We start from the raw sequence: 16,048 nt of genomic DNA, 5'->3' as shown, positions 1-16,048 counted from the left end.
TGAATAATCAAATCATCGATTCAGATAATCCCACAATGATTCAAAATTAGGATTAAAGCCATGCCAGCATATAAAGCTCCGCTACACGATATCCGCTTCTTAATGAATGAAGTACTAGACTATCCTGCTCACTACAAAACTTTATCAAATGGTGAAAGTGCAGATCCTGATACAGTAGATATGATTCTTGAAGGTGCAGCAGATTATTGTGAAAACGTACTGTCTCCACTTAACCAATCTGGCGATGAAGAAGGTTGCCATTTTGACAACGGCGAAGTTAAAACGCCAAAAGGTTTTAAAGAAGCTTATGACCAGTTTGTAATGGGTGGCTGGCAAGGTCTTTCTTATCCTGAAGAATTTGGTGGTCAAGGCCTACCAATGTCTTTAAACCTGATTAAATCAGAGATGATGGGTACTGCGAACTGGTCATTTACCATGTATCCAGGTTTAAGCTCAGGCTGTATGAATACTATTTTGCAATTCGGTACAGATGAGCAAAAACAAACGTATATGCCGAAACTTGTTGAAGGTACATGGAGCGGCACAATGTGCTTAACCGAACCTCAATGTGGTACAGACTTAGGTCAGGTAAAAACCAAAGCTGAACCACAAGCTGACGGCACTTATAAGATTTCTGGTACAAAAATCTTTATTTCTGCCGGTGAGCATGATTTAACAGAAAACATTATTCATATTGTGCTTGCACGTCTTCCAGATGCACCAGCAGGTACTCGTGGTATTTCATTATTTATCGTCCCTAAATTTATCCCAACTGCGGAGGGCGGCGTAGGTGAACGTAATACTGTAAGCTGTGGTTCAATCGAACACAAAATGGGTATCCGTGCTTCTGCAACTGCTGTACTTAACTTTGATAATGCAACAGGTTACCTCATTGGTGAAGTAAACAAAGGCCTACATGCCATGTTTACCTTTATGAACACAGCACGTATCGGTACTGCGGTTCAAGGTATTGCCCATGCAGAGTTATCTTTCCAAGGCGCTCTACCATATGCCAAAGAACGTATGTCTATGCGTGCCCTTTCAGGTAAAAAAGATCCAGATAAAGTTGCTGATGCAATCATTCACCATGCAGACGTACGCCGCATGTTATTAACTCAAAAAGCAATCGCTGAAGGTGGTCGTTCAATGATCTACTACGCAGCACAGCTTGCTGACAAAATGACAGATGCTTTGACACGCGGTGACCAAGCTGCATTTGAAGATTATGACGATAAACTTGGTTTCTATACACCAATTTTAAAAGGTTTCTTGACCGAGCTTGGCCTAGAAGCTGCTAACCACGGTATGCAAGTGTACGGCGGCCATGGTTACATCAAAGAATGGGGTATGGAGCAAATCGTACGTGATGCCCGTATTTCTACTTTGTATGAAGGAACAACTGGTGTTCAGGCACTTGATTTGATTGGTCGTAAAGTGTTGTTAAGCTCAAAAGGTAAAGTAGTTCGTGAATACACTGCTGAAATCTTAAAGTTCTGTGCTGCACATGCTCGTAATAAATACTTACGTCGTTTTGCTTGGGACTTAACAAAGCTTTGTGCTCAGTGGAACACTTTAACTGTTCGTATCATGCTTGCTGCACGTAAAGACCGTGACATCGTATCTTCTGCTTCTGTAGATTTCTTGATGTTCTCAGGCTATGTGATGATGGCTTATTTCTGGGCACAACAAGCAGTTGTCGCTTCTGAAAAATTAGAAGCAGGTAATGGCCAAGAAACTCCTGAGTTCTATAAAGCAAAAATTAAAGTTGCAGATTTCTACTTTGACCGTTTATTACCACGTGCTCAAGGTCATGCAGAATCAATGGTAACGACTTCTCGTACGCTGACTTCATTACCAGCGGAACACTTTAGTTTCGACTACTAATGATGTATAGACTGTAAAATCAAAAGAGCGCAATTGATATTGCGCTCTTTTTTATTTTGCTAAAATTGGCTTTACTCTTTATCAAGTACAATTGGCTTTACTCTTTATCAAGTACATAAGCTTTTGTAGGAACAAAATAATTTTGTTCCAAAAACTCACGGTTTTTACCAAAATCGCTATAAAATAATTTTTCTAAATTTACGACTAATCTTTGTTTTGTATCAATATCAAAATAGAAGTTAACATCTGATAAAGGACATTGAATCGTTAACTCATGAGCGGCAGGTTCGACCTTCCATTTCAAGGAAGGACATAATTGATTGATGACTGCACTTTTTGAGCCATCTTTACTACCAACACGACCAAAATGAACAACATTCCAATACGCAGTTCCATCAGGTAATAAATTTAAAATATATTCTGCCTCGCCTGTTTCACAATCGGCAAAATTATCTTCACATGAAATACGAGTATGATAACGGCCTGCATATTGTTGGTCTGCTTCGGATAATTTTGAGGTTTGATCTGGGACGCCCTCAGGCAAGAAAGTTCGCCCCGCTGCATCATCTAAAGTTTTAACCTTCGTGGTGCTTTTAATCAAACTATCTTCATGTCTAGAAGTCGTTGCTACCGCAGAGTGATCTTTAGAGTCGGCATGATTTACATCGCAGGCACTTAACCCCATACACAAGATGGCTGCCACACCCAAATGTTTCATTAAAAGACCAGACGACTTCAAAGACATATACATCATTCACATACAACAGCAATGCTACAGTTCAACCTTATTGTTCAGGAACGATATCATCGCTGCTACAAACACTTTCAGCCCCGAAACAGTGCATTTTAGTAGATGTTGCTTTCATTGATTTAAACCATTTACATATTTTAACCATTTTTAGTTTTGTGAACCTTTAATTCATTCGGATTGGCTCCATATTCTTATTAACCAAGTGAATAAATGATTCCTTGTAACTTATATATTTGAGGAGACTTAGATGGCCAATTCTGGTTTATATCGCTCGAACCGACAAAGCATGATCGCCGGTGTAATGGGCGGTATTGCTGAACGATTTGGTTGGAATGCAAATTTATTACGCATTATTTTCGTGTTAGTTTCGATAATGAGCGCGGCTTTTCCAGGGATTTTAGTGTACTTAGTTTTATGGTTGGTAATTCCTAAAAAACAGCCAGAACAAGTGCAAGGTTATCAACAACCTGTTCGCACTGTACGAGAAGAACAAATACATTAAATAACTTAGTTTATTTTGGTCGCTACGGTTGCATCCCCTAATCAACCGTAGCTTTTTTTATGTTTAAAATTACAATTTACGATTTAACTGCTGTTGTAAAGCCGCAATCATATCTGCACGGCTAATGATTCCAATCAGTTTTCGTTCCTCAACCACTGGAATATAGTTAAAAGACTTCTCAACAAAGTAAGGTACAAGGTCTTGAATCGGCTGAGTTGGCAGTACAGTGACTACTCGACGACTCATAATTTGTCTTACATAATGCTGCCATGAGTTTCTTGGATCTGTTGCCCCTTTAAACCATTCCACAACTTCATATAGCGCCAAAGTACCCACTAAATGGTTGTCTGCATTAACTACAGGCAAACTCATGAGATTTTCTTGTTTAAATTTATCTAATGCCTGATGAATATCATCATTTTCATGCAATTTAATCACATCACGGCTCATAATATCCTGACAGGTATATTGGTTCACCATACGTTCATTGGCATGTTCTTGCGCTTCTAAAATGATTTTTTCTAAGTCGTACTGGCTGATATCTAACAGTTCAGTATGATGTTCTAATGCATACTCAATATCTTTTGGCTGAATTGATACTTTTTGAGTGGGCGTTGGATCTTTACTACGCTCATTTAAATGTGCAGTAACCGGATAATGTCGCCCAATCAATCGATTAAAAAATACAGCAAAACCGAGTAGAAGTAATGAGTTGAGCAGAACCGGATAAAAAACGAAATAAAAGCCTAATTTATGAATGGCAGCGCCGCCCAACACAGCCGTAATCGCAACTGCTCCACTAGGTGGATGCAAGGAGTCGGTAGTCATCATCAAAAATATGGCCAAACCCACAGCCACGCTAAAAGCCGTGGTTAAATCCGGAATCCACTGTGCACAGGCGACCCCAATAATTCCGGCTAATGTATTACCGACAATAACATTCCAAGGCTGAGCCAATGGACTGGTAGGTACAGCAAATAAGAGAACAGATGAGGCCCCCATTGGTGCAATGTACCAAGCATTAATTCCGCCTAAAACATACCAGCTAATTAACGAGGAAATTGCTAAACCACATAGCGCTCCAACGCCACAAAGCAACCTTTCTTTTAGGGGTAAAACCTTAAAATTCGGTTTTAAAATCTGTAACCATTCTGGCTGTATAACACTCACAGTACACCTTAGGGGATATGCCGTTATTTATAACGGGCAAAAGTATACGCCCAAAGCCACATAAAGTGCATTTAAATTATATCTTTCAATTATCAGAAAACCTGTTGAATGTGCTCTTACTATTTTAATGTTTTAATATTCAATTAACTTTTCATTTAAATAGCGCCAGTATCTTTTTGGCAAATATTGCACATGAAGCTTAATATTTTGGCGTTCCGTAATATTAACGCTTTTAAAATAATCCTTCCAAAGCTGATCATATAAAACTTCTTGCTCATCAAGCTCAAGCTGAAAACTTTGGCTCATTCCATTTTTTAAATTACGGTCAACTTCAGAAGCTTCGAGTGAAACTTCATGTATTTCCCGTAAATCATAATAAATTCCAAACTTACGTTGCTCATCATAAATGAGCCAACGTTGATCTTGATAACGCCGTTTAAAATGCGGCTGAATGAGTGGTAAAACATTAAAATCAGGACGAACCAGACTTAAAAAAAGCTCATCTTTGGTTTTCTTAAATCGAATAAAAGCCTCCATTCGATGCTTCTCTCGTCCGACCTTTTTCGTCCACTGTGCAATCGCTAAGACACTTGGATTTGAATAATCTTTTTCTACAGAAGAATGACTACTAAACATATAGATACAGTAATTAAATAAATGTTGATAGGCGTCTAAAGATTCAGATAAATAAGCAAAATAGAATTGTTTTAATGAAGAGGATGAAAGCTTTTTTTGTAGCGCTGACCAAACACGTTCTGCATGTTGCTCATTATTTGCAACCTCAATTTTATCGGCAAATAAGCCATGTTGAGCTGCATCATTCAAACAGAGCCTGACCTGTAATTCTTTAAATTGAAATGCACGAAACACACAGCTCAGCAGCCCAACCATTGAACCATCAAAATAGTAAGCGACTTCATCATTAAACATGACTAAAACCCAAGGCTTAATTGTGGCGAGAGTTGCTGTACATATTTCGATGAGCCTTGCGTTAAAATTTGCTGCCGAATAAAACTTGAAGACAATTCTTTTTGGAATTTTGGACTGTCTTCACAGCGAATAAAGAATTTTGCTCGTTGGTAGGCCACACCGAGTTTTTTAAGTAAATCGATATGGATTTTTCCAAAACGGCGAGCCTGCACAATTTTCTTGGCTGATTTCACACCAATGCCCGGTACACGCAAAATCATTTGATAATCTGCACGGTTTAAATCTACCGGAAACTGTTCGGGATGCCTTAAGGCCCAGCTTAATTTTGGGTCTACATCAAGGTCTAAATTAGGGTGTTTTTCATTGACGATTTCATTGACTTTAAAACCGTAAAAACGCATCAGCCAGTCACTTTGATAGAGTCGGTTTTCCCTCAATAATGGCGGTGCAGAGCCAACTGCGGGCAAGTAATTATTTTCAGTATTAATTGGGATATAACCCGAAAAATAGACACGTTTGAGTTTAAATTCTTTATAGTGTTTGTCAGCCATAAACAAAACATCTTGGTCTGACTCTTGATGAGCGCCAACAACCATTTGCGTAGTCTGCCCTGCTGGTACATATTTCGGCACGTGCTTAATAATTTGTCGCTCATCTTTAAGTTGAATGAGTCTGTCACGAACTAAACCTAAATCTTTTTGTACTTCCTGATGTGATTTTTCTGGCGCAAAAGTTTTTAACCCAATCTCAGTCGGCATCTCTAAATTAATACTCATCCGGTCAGCATATAAACCTGCTTCATGGATCAGTTCAGGCGATGCACCCGGAATTGTTTTTAGGTGAATATAACCATTAAAGTTTTCTTCAAGACGCAACTTCTTTACGACTTGAAGCATACGCTCCATCGTGTGATCTGCCGATTTAAAAATGCCTGAGCTTAAAAATAAACCTTCAATATAATTACGGCGATAAAAATTAATGGTTAAGTCTACAACCTCTTGCACCGTAAATGCCGCACGCTGGACGTCATTAGAACGGCGTGAAACGCAATAGGCGCAGTCAAAAATACAAACATTGCTAAATAGAATTTTTAAGAGAGATACACAGCGGCCATCTTCGGTATAGCTATGGCAAATACCCGAATGACTGGCATCCCCCAGACCTTTATTTTTGTTTTTACGATCACTGCCACTTGATGAACAAGACACATCATATTTAGCAGCATCAGCAAGAATTTGTAGTTTTTCCCGAATGCGATCAGACATATCAAACGACTCATTTATGACATCGTTTAAAAAATATCATTTCGCATTCTTAAATTTAATCCAGTGAAATACGCTCGGCGTCATGAGATGACGTTTAAAATGAACAAGCTTAATTAACGTATTCTTCAAGCTGCTTTACACGCTTTTCATACTCTTGCATTGGGCAATATGAATACATCGGTGAACCAATGTATGAACCTGCATTATTACATTCCTGATCTACATAAGCTTTCCAAAGTCGTTGAGATTTTAGAATATCTTGGTAACGCTCTGGTTGTTTGTATTCTTCGCTTTGTGTACGAATTTGATCAATTAGAGCAACAATTTTTTCTTCATAAGTCTTTTTAGCTTGTTCAGAACAGCTATGCACAACCATGTTGTTAATACTTTCAAGCTTCATTTCTTTAATGGTCTGGTCTACACATTGGTTGTATTCATCTTGCTCATCAGTTTCTGTTTGCGCGTAAAGCCATGGACTACAGAAAAGACTGGATAAAACAATAAGTTTGCAGCAAAATTTCAACATAACTTCTTCTCAGTTCTATAATTTTTAATATGCTTCAATATAACAAAAAAATGATTATTCACGCACTTGCGCTTGCACCCATCCCATTGCTGAGTTTATCTGCCTTAGGGGTAATAATATTAAATGCTGAGTTCAACCTTTATTCGATTGGAGTTATTTTTCTAGCCCACTTCTTATTTTATTTACTTTTTTATGGCCTTCTGGTTATTCCTTTTGCATATATCATTTCCTATTTTCTCGCCCGTAAAAATCGTTTAAATCTGATGAGTATTTTCATCAGCGCAACTGCGATCTGGATTTTGATTGGCCCTATTACACGTTTGATTTTTGTCGGATCATTCCCTTCCCCTTGGTGGCATATTTATAAGATCTACAGTTTCTATCTGATGATCTTATTTACAGGCTTTTGCTATTGGTTAGGCTTAAAGTGGCTAAGCCAGAAAAACAAATGACCGAATCATGTATTCCCTTGATTAAGCCTTTGCCACTCCCCTACAAAATCCTTATACTTAGGGGCAATTTTTCTCATAAATTCGTGGATGCTACATGAGTCGCGCCATCTCGCACATTGATACATTTCAGGGCTTAATTCTTGCCCTACAAAACTATTGGGCCGAACAAGGCTGCGTCGTACTACAACCTTACGACATGGAAATGGGCGCTGGAACATTCCACACCGCAACATTCTTACGTGCTTTAGGGCCAGAGACTTGGAACGCGGCATACGTTCAACCTTCACGTCGTCCAAAAGATGGCCGCTACGGTGAAAACCCGAACCGTTTGCAACACTACTACCAGTTCCAAGTGGTACTTAAGCCAAACCCAGACAACATTCAACAGCTTTATCTTGATTCTTTAAAAGCAATCGGGATTGATACGCTTACTCACGATATCCGTTTCGTAGAAGACAACTGGGAATCTCCAACTCTTGGGGCTTGGGGCTTAGGTTGGGAAGTTTGGCTTAACGGTATGGAAGTAACTCAGTTCACTTACTTCCAACAAGTTGGTGGTGTTGAATGTTACCCAGTAACAGGCGAAATCACTTACGGTTTAGAACGTCTTGCAATGTACCTTCAAGGCGTTGACTCGGTTTATGACCTTGTTTGGACCAAAGGCCAATTTGGTACTGTAACTTACGGTGACGTTTTCCATCAAAATGAAGTTGAGCAATCGACTTATAACTTTGAATACGCTCCAGTTGACAAACTATTTGAACTATTTGATTTCTACGAGTCAGAAGCTAACCGTTTAATGGAAGCTAAACTTCCACTTCCAGCTTATGAACAAGTCGTTAAAGCGTCTCATACCTTTAACTTGCTTGATGCACGTGGCGCAATTTCTGTAACTGAGCGTCAACGCTACATTTTACGTGTACGTACTTTGGCGCGCGCTATTGCACAAAGTTATGTACAAGCACGTGCAGAGCTTGGCTTCCCAATGGCAGAACCACACCTACGTGATGAAGTATTGGCACAGTTAAAAGCACAAGCTGAAAGTGAAGCAGCAAAGGTAAAAGATTAAGGTACTACCTGATGTCTAATCCACATTCTATTGTTCATTATGGCATTGATGCTGAGCAAAAAAGTATTGACCAAGCAATTGCGAAACAGCAATGGGTTGGTGCTGCTAATAATACTAAGTGGTCAGAATTGATAACATTTATGCAAAATGACGATAAAAGTCCAAGCTATCGTTACTGCTGGATGCCGAATCATTTTATCAGTAATTGGGATGTTGAATGGTTTGGTCATATTCCTCGCCCATTTGCAGGCGTGTTATGGCTAGATATTGGAACACTAGAAGAAGTGGTTGAAAAACCATGGGGACATCAGAAAATTATCGACCATTCTGATCGATTTAAAGAATTACTGGTCAAAATTGGCTTGGAATTTGAACAACGTGAGGACGTTATTCGGATTTGGGGTTATTTACCTAAAGATGAAACGGATTTTCCACCCCAAGCCAACTTTAAGCCACATAAAATTTTTTCGGATACATGGAAATGACACATACTGTTTTATTTGAATTGGGGTGTGAAGAACTTCCACCCAAAAGTCTAAAAACTTTACGCGATGCTTTACAGGCAGAAACGGTAAAAGGCTTAAAAGATGCGGGCTTAAACTTTGCATCAATTGAAGCTTATGCAGCTCCACGTCGTTTAGCGCTTAAAATTGTTGATATCGATGCTGCTCAAGCCGATACACAAAAACGTTTTGACGGCCCTGCTGTTCAAGCAGCTTACGATGCAGAAGGCAAACCGACTAAAGCACTCGAAGGCTTTATGCGTGGTCAAGGTATTACAGTTGATCAGCTTTCCACTTTCCAAGCAGGTAAAGTTGAAAAAGTTTGCTATTTAAAAGATGTGAAAGGTCAAAGCCTTGATGCTTTACTTCCACAGATTTTACAAACTGCGTTAGATAATTTACCAATTGCTAAGCGCATGCGTTCTGCTGCAAGCCGTACCGAATTTGTACGTCCAGTGAAATGGGTTGTCTTACTCAAAGATGACCAAGTTATTGAGGCGACTATTCAAGATCACAAAGCTGGTAATGTGACTTATGGTCACCGTTTCCATGCACCTGAAGCTGTGACCTTAGCGCATGCAAATGACTATTTAGCTGCGTTAGAAAAAGCATATGTTGTAGCGAACTTTGAAAAGCGTCAGGCAACCATTCAAGAACAAGTGAAAAAGTTAGCTGATGAAGTGAATGCAACTGCGATTGTTCCAGCTGACTTACTTGATGAAGTAACAAGTCTGGTTGAATGGCCTGTGGCTTTACGTGCAACTTTTGAAGAACGCTACTTAGCTGTTCCTCAAGAAGCTCTTATTACGACAATGCAAGACAACCAGAAATATTTCTGTTTGATCAATGCGGAAGGTAAATTACAGCCTTACTTCATTACTGTTTCAAACATTGAGTCTAAAGACCCGACTCAAATTATTGAAGGTAACGAAAAAGTTGTTCGCCCTCGTTTGTCTGATGCTGAATTCTTCTTCTTACAAGATCAAAAGCAACCGCTTGCATCTCGTAAAGAAAAATTAGCAAACATGGTATTCCAAGCACAGCTTGGTACGCTTTGGGACAAATCAACACGTATTGCAAAACTTGCAGTTGCATTATCTTCAATCACTGGTGCAAACCCAGCTGATGCTGAAAAAGCTGCATTACTTGCTAAATGCGACTTAACCTCTGAGCTTGTTGGTGAGTTCCCCGAACTTCAAGGTATTGCGGGTACTTACTACGCACGTATTGAAGGTGAAAACACTGAAGTTTCAGAAGCTTTAGGTGAGCAATACTTACCAAAATTTGCGGGTGATGTTTTACCTAAAACCAAAACAGGTACAACCATTGCCCTTGCTGACCGTTTAGATACGCTTGTTGGTATTTTCGGTATTGGACAAGCGCCTACAGGTTCTAAAGACCCATTTGCTCTTCGTCGTTCAGCAATTGGTATCTTACGTTTAATCATTGAAAATGAATTAGACGTAACAATTGAAGAGTTAGTAAATCTTGCACTTCAAGGTTATGGCGATATCGTTAAAGACCACGACAAAACTCGTGCTGATGCTGTTGCGTTCTTGGAGGGCCGTTACCGTGCTAAGTATGAAGACCAAGGCGTTGCTGTTGACGTCCTTCAAGCAGTTCAAGCACTTGCACCAAAATCTCCACTTGATTTTGACAAGCGAGTAAATGCTGTTAACCACTTCCGCACATTACCTGAAGCTGCTGCGCTTGCTGCTGCAAACAAACGTGTTGCTAACATTCTTGCGAAAGAAGCAGCACCAGAAGGTTCTGTAGTCGAAGCAAACTTGGTTGAAGATGCTGAAAAAGCATTATTCGCTGAGCTTCAAGCAGTTACACCTGTAGTTGAACCATTACTTGCAGCAAAAGACTACACTGCTGCTCTTTCTAAGCTTGCAGCACTTCGCGCGCCGATTGATGCATTCTTTGATGGTGTAATGGTCATGGCAGATGATGCTGACCTGAAAGCAAATCGTTTACGTTTATTGGCTCAGTTACGTAACTTGTTTACTGCTGTGGCTGATGTGAGTGTGTTGCAAGGCTAAGCCTTAATTGGTTGTAAATTAATGAGAACCCCTCTATAAATTAGTGGGGTTTTTTAATATTAAGAATAAATCAGCAGTTATCATAATGAATACCACTTCAATTAAAAAGTTTTACCGTATAGATGCTTACCTTGTTCTTTGCCACACCCTTTTGATGGCATTCGGTTATGGTCTATGGAAGCTATATCCTCATATAAAGACCAAACCAGATATGAGCGGCCTGTTCTTTATGATTATCTCTATTCTAGGCGGTTTCGCAGGGCTGATTATGCTAGCTATAACTTTGCCTCGTTTAGATCGTTCTGTTCATAATTTATCAGTGAACAAATTTATTTTGGCTCTGCTGTATTGGGTTTCTAGTATCATTATTTTCGTACTATTTGGCATCAGCAAATTCTTCTTCAATAATCCACTAGTTTTGCTGGTTTTTGTTTTGGTTTTTTTCAGCAGTGTTTATCTTTCGGTGATTCGCCTTGCAGATATGCGTAAAAAAGACTGGCTGATCTTAAGCGGAATTTTTGGAACTATTGTGCTGTTCATCTTTTTGCTAGAGCTTTAGAAAATGGTTTAAGTAAAGATACTGACCTAAAAGCAAACCATTTACATTTATTGGCTCAGTTACGTAACTTGTTTACTGCTGTGGCTGATGTAAGTGTGTTGCTAATTAGCTCATTATTAAATAAAGGGATCTTTTATAGATCCCTTTATTTTTTACGTTAAACAAATTCTTTAATTTCTTCTAAACTTTTTGATGGCTCAAACCACATAAAATCATAATCAGCCACATCATGAATAAAAAACGGATCATTTTTCATGATTTCTTCAGCTTCTTGAACCGAAGAGCTTAGAACTAAAATTACCCCACCTACTCTATTTTCCCGGCGCCCTGATGCCAGAAATTTCTTTTGCTCATAGTAATGCTCTAAAAACGCAATATGCTCTTTGAGTACAGCATCAACTTCGGTCAATGGTTTTTTATAGGTCAAGGTAACAACAATCATCTCATTCTCTTAAAGCAAGTAGCGCATGACATAACATTAATCTATAGATAGTTTAATAATCTATAGATTATTCGATAGTACGCCTATTCATTCCTCCAATTCATCCATACCAAAATTCTTATAATAATTACCCCTCAATAAGATAATAACTAGAGTTTCTTTATTCTTTTATTACACTACCTAATACAATTCTTCTACCCACATAAGTCATTATAATAATTTGATATTTTTTAAGAAAATCGTTATAAGTCTGCAGAGTTTATCAATTAATATCATCTAGAGTTATAAATAAATGAAGAAGAATATTCTACTACTTGTTATTTCTATCTTATCAGTTGGCCAAATGGGCTGTTCGATAAATCCTCATCGGATCACTTTACCTAACACTACAAATGCACCTGCTATAGAAAAGATTAATGTGGTGGGAATGTCTAGAAATGAATTTCTAAATAAATTCCATCCACCTGTAGTAAGTAGACTCGTTGGTGATAAAAGAGTAGATACGATCACTTCATATAAAATTAATAATAAACCCAAAGCATATGGAGTGGCTTTATATAATGGCTTAATAGCGAATACAATCGTGTCGTCAATACATAGTGTAATGCCGAGTAAATTACCGCTCGATTCCGTGGACGAAACTGTATCAATCCCAGACTCAGTAATTGGCAGAGAGAAAGTAGTCATTGCAATTACATATAACTCTTCTGACTATATTGAAAAAGTAGAAAGAATAGAATGATTTCATTACTGCTATTTTTGAGTTCTATCTAACTTTTTACACTGCAGTAATTAGGCTATAAAATACAACTATCGAGATTTGCTGATTTAAATGATCATTTTTTTATTAAAATTAATACTCTCATCTTAAATCAGCGCTCAATAACAAAATATTAAATTACTATCTTTTCCAATTCATCCACACCAAACTTCCCACAATAATTACTCCTCCCAGCAGCACCATCATTGATGGTTTTTCATTTAAGAAAACAACGGCCAAACTCATTGCGACAATAGGCGAGCAATACAAAAAATTTGATGCAATCGTTAACGGCATATTTTTAAGTACATAGCCCCAAAGTACATAAGCCATCGCACTTGGAAAAATACCTAATAAAACAACCGACATATTGGCCTGCCAAGTAGCATGTAAAATTTCACTAGGTAAATGAGCACTATAAAATAGTAAAGGAAGGGTCCCGAACCAAATGATGTAGCACATCATGCTCAAGGCATCATAATTTAAGGCAAATTTTTTATATAAATTAAAATAAATCCCCCAGGCGATTGCAGCTAAAACAATTAACAAACTATAAGGGCTCGGCATACCAAAACCATGATCTCCGCTGACCACTAACACGGCACCACAAAGCCCTAGCAAAATACACAACCACTGTTTGAACCGAATATGCTCTTTAAAAACCAAAGCTGAAATAATAAAAGTGAATAGCGGAATAGATTGACTCAAAATACTAGATGCGACCGCAGTTACATATTGCTGCCCTGTATTTATCAGCAAATGATGCAGCGTTACAGAGAAAAATCCTAATACACCTAGCGCAGGAGCATCTTTCCACGTTAAAGGCTGAATGCCTTTTTTAATGACCAAAAGCAGCAAGAAAACCGATGCAATCAAAAAGCGAAGCAAGGCAATGTGCTGCGGTGTATATGAATGCAAAGCACTATGTACACCAATAGGCGAATAGCCCCAACAAAAAACGGTTACAGCAATACATAAGTAGAGCTTAAATGCTGGAGGCTGGGTTTCGGCAGCAAGAGAAATTGCCATGTTAAATCTGCACTAATGAAATGGAACTCTTTCATCATATGCGCATAGATAGTTGAATAAAATTAACTTATATTGAGTCAAATATTCATTAAAAGTGAATGATTAAACATGGATATTACCCAGTTAAAAATGTTTCAAACCGTGGTTGAATGCGGAACCATGGCTAAAGCATCACTACAACTACATTGCGTACCCTCCAATATCACTACACGCATTAAGCAACTTGAAGAAGAACTAGGCGCACCGCTGTTTTATCGTGAAGAAAAAAGCTTAAAACTCACCCCATCAGGAGAAATCTTTCTCGATTATTGCCACAAAATTTTAGCGCTATGCGATGAAGCGAAACGAAGTATTCATCCAGATGCACCGCCCTCTGGCCCGCTCAAAATTGGAGCTATTGAATCTTCTGCTACAACTCGCCTGCCCAACTTACTTGCAAAATATCATCAACGTTATCCAGAAGTTTCTATTCAAATTATTACTGGCACATGGAAACAGCTACTAGTCGATATTTCTCAGCACAAACTTGATGGTGCAATTGTTGCAGGCAATATTGAGTTTCCTATGCTCAATAAACTTAGTATTTATCAAGAAGACATGGTCTTAATTGCATCTCATTCTTTGGGAGAAATTCGTTGCCAAGAAGATTTGATTGGTAAAGAAATTTTCATGTGGACTGAAGGCTGTCCTTACCGCGCAGCTCTTGAAGAATGGCTTAAACAGAAGAATATATCTCTCCCTATCACCAGTATTACCAGTTACGCCACCATTATTGGGTGTGTCAGTGCGGGTTCTGGCGTGGCGTTAGTGCCTAAGAGTATTTATGAACAATATAAAAATTTAGCGCATATTCAAAGTTATAAATTTGAATACTTTGCCTTTATGCAAAATCATTTTTTCTGGCATAAATATGTGAGTAACCATAAAGCGAGAGACATGTTTATAGAATTGATAAAGTCTGAGTTTTGTTTATAAAGCATTTGGGTAATGATGCTATTCCCTTCAAATGATGATTTCTCGTAATCAAATCGTATGGGTTTTATCTCATGTCTGCACAAGATTTATTTTTAACAGTAAGATCAGCTATCCATATTTTGATAGCCATTGGGGAGATTAATCCAAAATGAAAGCCATAAAAATTTTATGTATTACAAGCTCTATCTTGGTTTCATCATCTCTCTTTGCTGAAACACCTCAACCTCAACAAGTGAATGAAACAACTTCCAAGACAATGCCTTATGGTGATAATCCAAGCTTAGGCCGCGTACTGTTATACAAAACAGGAAAAGGCATTCAAAATTTAGGAGATTCTATTCAAGGCGCTTCTGAAAAAACTTCAAATAAAATTAGTGAAAAATGGAAAGATACGAAAGAATTTACCGCCGAAAAAGCAGAAGTTGTTCAACAAAAAGCGGATACAGCCAAAGTATTTACTGAACAGAAAATAGAACAAGCTAAGCAAAATATCACCAGCAGTAGAAACGGTGAAAATATTCCAATCGAACAAGGTGAGCTAAGTAAATCTAGTACGACTGCCAATTAAAATTAAATCAGAGTAGCGCGATCATATCGCGCTTCCAAAGAAACACACTTTAAAAAAGATATACATCCACTACAAAGAGCTAGGAACCTGCCTTATGAACAGTCAAAAACTTCTCTTTTCTACCCTGTGCTGCTTAGCATTAACTGCATGTGCAACTACCGCACCTCTTTCTTCTTATCCTCAGGCACAAGTTTTAGAACAAGATACCAATATCGAAGCTTATCCAACCACCACAGGCAATGTAGCCAAGCTCATTAAACACGATAAGCAAGCTTGTATGATTGAATTTACGGGTTATTTAGGTGGTGGACAAGTAACTGAACATTGGATTTTTAATAATAAAGGCCTGATTTCAGCTCAATCATTTACAGAGCAATATCCAGACTCTTCTGGCATATTAAGTCAAGCGACCAATTCGACAACTAAAAGCTCTACCACTTTTAATATCCAAGATCCCGAAATTCAAAATAACTTCAAAAAACTTCAAAGTAATTTTAGTAAAGACAACTTAGCAAAGTGTGATTAAGGCTTTTTCATAAAAAAACTCGTTGCAGAAGTTATCTTTTGCAACGAGCCATAGCCATTTAAATTTTTTGGACCTAATAAAAAATTATAAAT

18 protein-coding genes and 1 pseudogene are annotated in these 16,048 nt (G+C 38.2%); 12 read left to right on the top strand and 7 right to left on the bottom strand.

From position 1 onward, the window contains the following. Positions 1 to 60 precede the first annotated feature (60 nt). Entirely contained in the window at positions 61 to 1,884 is a 1,824-nt protein-coding gene (locus tag MKL36_RS11510; RefSeq protein ID WP_001112081.1) for an acyl-CoA dehydrogenase C-terminal domain-containing protein, read from the top strand. A 97-nt stretch (positions 1,885 to 1,981) separates the two neighbouring features. On the opposite strand, the gene MKL36_RS11505 is transcribed toward MKL36_RS11510, so the two are convergent. Then, positions 1,982 to 2,629: a hypothetical protein gene (locus MKL36_RS11505; RefSeq protein WP_031222150.1), complete on the bottom strand. Its 648-nt coding sequence runs from the start codon at positions 2,627 to 2,629 to the stop codon at positions 1,982 to 1,984. A 253-nt stretch (positions 2,630 to 2,882) separates the two neighbouring features. Between MKL36_RS11505 and MKL36_RS11500 the strand changes: the two genes are divergently transcribed. Then, a complete protein-coding gene (locus MKL36_RS11500) occupies positions 2,883 to 3,137 on the top strand; it encodes a PspC domain-containing protein (protein ID WP_000013717.1) in 255 nt (84 codons plus the stop codon). A gap of 69 nt (positions 3,138 to 3,206) precedes the next feature. On the opposite strand, the gene MKL36_RS11495 is transcribed toward MKL36_RS11500, so the two are convergent. The 4 genes from MKL36_RS11495 to MKL36_RS11480 all read right to left on the bottom strand — a co-directional run bounded on the left by MKL36_RS11495 (position 3,207) and on the right by MKL36_RS11480 (position 7,028). Beyond that, entirely contained in the window at positions 3,207 to 4,307 is a 1,101-nt protein-coding gene (locus tag MKL36_RS11495; protein ID WP_000111467.1) for an HPP family protein, read from the bottom strand. A 132-nt stretch (positions 4,308 to 4,439) separates the two neighbouring features. Continuing rightward, complete coding sequence (locus MKL36_RS11490) at positions 4,440 to 5,237, bottom strand: TIGR03915 family putative DNA repair protein (protein WP_021510127.1); 798 nt, start codon at positions 5,235 to 5,237, stop codon at positions 4,440 to 4,442. A 2-nt stretch (positions 5,238 to 5,239) separates the two neighbouring features. Then, positions 5,240 to 6,502, bottom strand: a complete 1,263-nt coding sequence (locus MKL36_RS11485; protein WP_021510128.1) for a putative DNA modification/repair radical SAM protein — start codon at positions 6,500 to 6,502, stop codon at positions 5,240 to 5,242. Between the two features lie 109 nt (positions 6,503 to 6,611). Further along, on the bottom strand, positions 6,612 to 7,028 hold the full coding sequence (locus tag MKL36_RS11480) for a lysozyme inhibitor LprI family protein (protein WP_000910993.1): 417 nt from the start codon (positions 7,026 to 7,028) through the stop codon (positions 6,612 to 6,614). A 29-nt stretch (positions 7,029 to 7,057) separates the two neighbouring features. Between MKL36_RS11480 and MKL36_RS11475 the strand changes: the two genes are divergently transcribed. The 6 genes and pseudogenes from MKL36_RS11475 to MKL36_RS19105 form a co-directional block, all read left to right on the top strand. After that, positions 7,058 to 7,480 carry a hypothetical protein gene (locus tag MKL36_RS11475; RefSeq protein ID WP_002010652.1) on the top strand — a complete coding sequence of 141 codons (423 nt, stop codon included), beginning with the start codon at positions 7,058 to 7,060 and terminating at the stop codon, positions 7,478 to 7,480. Between the two features lie 94 nt (positions 7,481 to 7,574). Continuing rightward, positions 7,575 to 8,549, top strand: coding sequence for a glycine--tRNA ligase subunit alpha (gene glyQ, locus MKL36_RS11470; protein ID WP_000085213.1), 975 nt, complete (start codon positions 7,575 to 7,577; stop codon positions 8,547 to 8,549). An 11-nt stretch (positions 8,550 to 8,560) separates the two neighbouring features. Further along, a complete protein-coding gene (locus MKL36_RS11465; RefSeq protein ID WP_000070074.1) occupies positions 8,561 to 9,034 on the top strand; it encodes a DUF6678 family protein in 474 nt (157 codons plus the stop codon). Beyond that, positions 9,031 to 11,097: a glycine--tRNA ligase subunit beta gene (gene glyS / locus MKL36_RS11460; protein ID WP_021510129.1), complete on the top strand. Its 2,067-nt coding sequence runs from the start codon at positions 9,031 to 9,033 to the stop codon at positions 11,095 to 11,097. The genes MKL36_RS11465 and glyS overlap by 4 nt, the downstream gene beginning before the upstream one ends. An 85-nt stretch (positions 11,098 to 11,182) precedes the next feature. Beyond that, entirely contained in the window at positions 11,183 to 11,656 is a 474-nt protein-coding gene (locus MKL36_RS11455; protein ID WP_031222157.1) for a hypothetical protein, read from the top strand. Positions 11,657 to 11,664: 8 nt separating this feature from the next. Next, positions 11,665 to 11,817, top strand: a pseudogene (locus MKL36_RS19105) (hypothetical protein); the annotation flags it as partial. On the opposite strand, the gene MKL36_RS11450 reads toward MKL36_RS19105, so the two are convergent. Then, the gene (locus MKL36_RS11450; protein WP_021510131.1) at positions 11,814 to 12,098 is read right to left on the bottom strand and encodes a YciI family protein; all 285 of its coding nucleotides are present in this window, start codon (positions 12,096 to 12,098) and stop codon (positions 11,814 to 11,816) included. The pseudogene MKL36_RS19105 and the gene MKL36_RS11450 sit on opposite strands and share 4 nt — an antisense overlap. Before the next feature lie 292 nt (positions 12,099 to 12,390). Here MKL36_RS11450 and MKL36_RS11445 point away from each other — a divergent pair, with 292 nt between their 5' ends. Further along, entirely contained in the window at positions 12,391 to 12,840 is a 450-nt protein-coding gene (locus MKL36_RS11445) for a hypothetical protein (protein WP_000739385.1), read from the top strand. 159 nt (positions 12,841 to 12,999) lie between these two features. On the opposite strand, the gene MKL36_RS11440 is transcribed toward MKL36_RS11445, so the two are convergent. Then, complete coding sequence (locus tag MKL36_RS11440) at positions 13,000 to 13,887, bottom strand: DMT family transporter (protein WP_021510132.1); 888 nt, start codon at positions 13,885 to 13,887, stop codon at positions 13,000 to 13,002. Between the two features lie 108 nt (positions 13,888 to 13,995). On the opposite strand from MKL36_RS11440, the gene MKL36_RS11435 reads away from it, so the two are divergent. The 3 genes from MKL36_RS11435 (at position 13,996) to MKL36_RS11425 (ending at position 15,956) form a co-directional block, all read left to right on the top strand. Beyond that, positions 13,996 to 14,862 (top strand): LysR family transcriptional regulator, encoded by an 867-nt coding sequence (locus tag MKL36_RS11435; RefSeq protein ID WP_021510133.1) that lies wholly within the window; start codon positions 13,996 to 13,998, stop codon positions 14,860 to 14,862. Between the two features lie 148 nt (positions 14,863 to 15,010). Further along, the gene (locus MKL36_RS11430; protein ID WP_000644157.1) at positions 15,011 to 15,430 is read left to right on the top strand and encodes a hypothetical protein; all 420 of its coding nucleotides are present in this window, start codon (positions 15,011 to 15,013) and stop codon (positions 15,428 to 15,430) included. Between the two features lie 94 nt (positions 15,431 to 15,524). Continuing rightward, positions 15,525 to 15,956, top strand: coding sequence for a hypothetical protein (locus MKL36_RS11425; protein WP_001088069.1), 432 nt, complete (start codon positions 15,525 to 15,527; stop codon positions 15,954 to 15,956). Positions 15,957 to 16,048 lie beyond the last annotated feature (92 nt).

It is taken from the genome of Acinetobacter sp. AOR12_HL (assembly GCF_027855275.1).
GTDB lineage: Bacteria > Pseudomonadota > Gammaproteobacteria > Pseudomonadales > Moraxellaceae > Acinetobacter > Acinetobacter baumannii.
Note: the sequence above shows the minus strand (reverse complement) of the source record. Positions and strands in the feature narration are given on the sequence as shown.

Coding starts and splice junctions, on each gene's coding strand:
- MKL36_RS11455 (WP_031222157.1), top strand. CDS start 11,183: ATGAATACCACTTCAATTAAAAAGTTTTACCGTATAGATGCTTACCTT.
- glyS (WP_021510129.1), top strand. CDS start 9,031: ATGACACATACTGTTTTATTTGAATTGGGGTGTGAAGAACTTCCACCC.
- MKL36_RS11440 (WP_021510132.1), bottom strand. CDS start 13,887: ATGGCAATTTCTCTTGCTGCCGAAACCCAGCCTCCAGCATTTAAGCTC.
- MKL36_RS11445 (WP_000739385.1), top strand. CDS start 12,391: ATGAAGAAGAATATTCTACTACTTGTTATTTCTATCTTATCAGTTGGC.
- MKL36_RS11425 (WP_001088069.1), top strand. CDS start 15,525: ATGAACAGTCAAAAACTTCTCTTTTCTACCCTGTGCTGCTTAGCATTA.
- glyQ (WP_000085213.1), top strand. CDS start 7,575: ATGAGTCGCGCCATCTCGCACATTGATACATTTCAGGGCTTAATTCTT.
- MKL36_RS11450 (WP_021510131.1), bottom strand. CDS start 12,098: ATGATTGTTGTTACCTTGACCTATAAAAAACCATTGACCGAAGTTGAT.
- MKL36_RS11500 (WP_000013717.1), top strand. CDS start 2,883: ATGGCCAATTCTGGTTTATATCGCTCGAACCGACAAAGCATGATCGCC.
- MKL36_RS11480 (WP_000910993.1), bottom strand. CDS start 7,028: ATGTTGAAATTTTGCTGCAAACTTATTGTTTTATCCAGTCTTTTCTGT.
- MKL36_RS11465 (WP_000070074.1), top strand. CDS start 8,561: ATGTCTAATCCACATTCTATTGTTCATTATGGCATTGATGCTGAGCAA.
- MKL36_RS11435 (WP_021510133.1), top strand. CDS start 13,996: ATGGATATTACCCAGTTAAAAATGTTTCAAACCGTGGTTGAATGCGGA.
- MKL36_RS11490 (WP_021510127.1), bottom strand. CDS start 5,237: ATGTTTAATGATGAAGTCGCTTACTATTTTGATGGTTCAATGGTTGGG.
- MKL36_RS11430 (WP_000644157.1), top strand. CDS start 15,011: ATGAAAGCCATAAAAATTTTATGTATTACAAGCTCTATCTTGGTTTCA.
- MKL36_RS11505 (WP_031222150.1), bottom strand. CDS start 2,629: ATGTCTTTGAAGTCGTCTGGTCTTTTAATGAAACATTTGGGTGTGGCA.
- MKL36_RS11485 (WP_021510128.1), bottom strand. CDS start 6,502: ATGTCTGATCGCATTCGGGAAAAACTACAAATTCTTGCTGATGCTGCT.
- MKL36_RS11475 (WP_002010652.1), top strand. CDS start 7,058: ATGCTTCAATATAACAAAAAAATGATTATTCACGCACTTGCGCTTGCA.
- MKL36_RS11510 (WP_001112081.1), top strand. CDS start 61: ATGCCAGCATATAAAGCTCCGCTACACGATATCCGCTTCTTAATGAAT.